Origin of the sequence: Streptacidiphilus sp. EB129 (genome assembly GCF_041262645.1) — a bacterium.
GTDB lineage: Bacteria > Actinomycetota > Actinomycetes > Streptomycetales > Streptomycetaceae > Streptacidiphilus.
The window spans coordinates 1-2,038 of the sequence record NZ_JBGCCS010000100.1 but is presented as its reverse complement, the minus strand read 5'-3'; the positions used below and the strand labels follow the sequence as shown (position 1 = coordinate 2,038).

Genomic DNA, 2,038 nt, shown 5'->3' with positions numbered 1-2,038 from the left:
TTATTTGACGGAGCCTGCGGTGAGGCCGGAGACGACTTTGCCTTCGATGAGGGCGAACAGGATGATGACGGGGATGGTGGCGATGACGGAGCCGGCGAAGAGGTGTTGCCAGTCGATGGAGTACTGGCCGATGTAGCTGGAGGCTTTGACGGTCAGGGGGTGGTTGGTGTCGGAGGTGGTCAGGGTCAGGGCGACGATGAATTCGTTCCAGGCGGCGATGAAGGTGAAGATCAGGGCGGTGACGATGCCGGGCATGGCCAGGGGGATGATGACGCGGAACATGGCGCCGATGCGGCTGCAGCCGTCGACGATCGCGGCTTCTTCGATCTCTTTGGGGATGGCGCTGAAGTAGGCGTTGAGGATCCAGACGGCGAAGGCCATGTTGAAGCCGGCGTTGACCAGGACCAGCGCCCAGACCGAGTCGATCATGTTGAAGGTCAGGAACTCGCGGTAGATCCCGACGATCATCGCGGTGGGCTGGAACATCTGGGTGATCAGGACCAGCAGCAGGAACAGGCCCTTGCCGCGGAAGTTGCGGCGCGCGGTGTAGTAGGCGGCGGGGATGGCCACCAGCAGCACCAGCAGCGTGGAGCCGACCGCGATCTCCAGGCTGACCTTCAGGTTGGTGCCAAGCCCGGTGGACCAGATGTTGAGGAAGTTGCCGAACGCGAAGTGGTGCGGCAGGTAGTTGCGGTCGGTCAGCTCACCGGCCGGGCGCAGCGCGGTGATCACCATTTCCAGGTAGGGCAGCAGGAAGACGATGGCGATCAGGTACGCGGATCCGGCGATCGCCACGGTGCGCAGCCGCGGCGGGGTGCGCCGGGCGGTGGGGGTGGCGGGGCGTTTGGCGGGGGTGGCGGGGGCGGGGAGGGGTGCGGGGGTGGTGGTGGTCATGGTGTGTCAGTCCTCCGCGGTGTTCCACTTGGACGCCCGCAGGAACAGCAGGACGATCACGATGATGAAGCCGAAGTTGACCACGGACATGGCGGCGGCCTCGCCGATGCTGACCTGTTTGGTGGTGTACATGAAGATGGTGGTGGTGGCGGTCTGGTTGGCCGGTCCGCCGCCGGTCAGTTCCCAGATGATGGGGAAGGAGTTGAAGACGTTCATCACGTTGATCAGCGCGGCGACCAGCAGCGCGGGGCGCAGCAGCGGCAGCGTGACCGACCAGTACGTCCGGGCCGGGGAGGCGCCGTCGAGTTTCGCGGCTTCGTAGACCTCGGCGGGGACTGCTTGCAGGCCGGCCAGCAGGGCGTAGGTGGTGAACGGGATGGAGACGAACACCGCCACGAACACCTCCCAGCCAAACGCCGAGGTGGGGGAGGCGAGCCACGCTGCGGCGGGGGTGTTGAACTGGGTGACCACGCCGATCTGGTGCAGGAAGACGTTGATCACGCCGTTGTTGGGGTCCAGCATCCAGCGGAACACGATGGTGGTCATCACCACCGACGCGGCCCACGGTGCGATCAGCGCCCAGCGCGCGACCCGGCGGCCGGGGAACTGCTTGTTGAACAGGTTCGCCACCGCCAGGGACACCAGCATCGTGATGGCGACCACGGCGACCACCCACACCACGGTGCGCACCATGACCCCACCCAGGTCGCTCTCGGCGAACAGCCGGGTGTAGTTCCTCCAGCCCGCCGAGCCCATGTCGAACCCGAGGGAGGAGTAGTGCTGGAAGGAGGTCTGGAACATCGCCACCACCGGCCAGATCACCACGAAGGCGATCAGCACGGTGGCCGGCAAAATCCACGGCAGCGGCGCCAACGCCCGCGCGGTGCGCCACATCCGCCCGCCACGGTGCCGCACCACGGGTGGGTGCCGGGGGCCGGGCGCCGCGTCCACCCTGTCGGCGGGAGTCGTTTGCGTCATGGGTCTACTCCATCGGTGCGCACCGCGGGCCGGCCCAACGCGACCGGTGATGTGGTCGGGTGGGTCGGCCCCCGGAGGTGCGGACTGGGTACTAGTTGCCGCTGTTGGCGAAGGACTGCAGGTCGCCGAGGACCTTGCCGGGGTCGGTGCCCTGGACGCCGGCGCC

At 67.0% G+C, this 2,038-nt stretch carries 2 protein-coding genes; both read right to left on the bottom strand.

Translation table 11 applies throughout. The features are described 5' to 3' along the window. Complete coding sequence (locus tag ABH925_RS37605; RefSeq protein WP_370156134.1) at positions 1-894, bottom strand: carbohydrate ABC transporter permease; 894 nt, start codon at positions 892-894, stop codon at positions 1-3. A 6-nt stretch (positions 895-900) separates the two neighbouring features. Continuing rightward, the gene (locus tag ABH925_RS37600; protein WP_370156131.1) at positions 901-1,872 is read right to left on the bottom strand and encodes a carbohydrate ABC transporter permease; all 972 of its coding nucleotides are present in this window, start codon (positions 1,870-1,872) and stop codon (positions 901-903) included. Between the last annotated feature and the right edge of the window lie 166 nt (positions 1,873-2,038).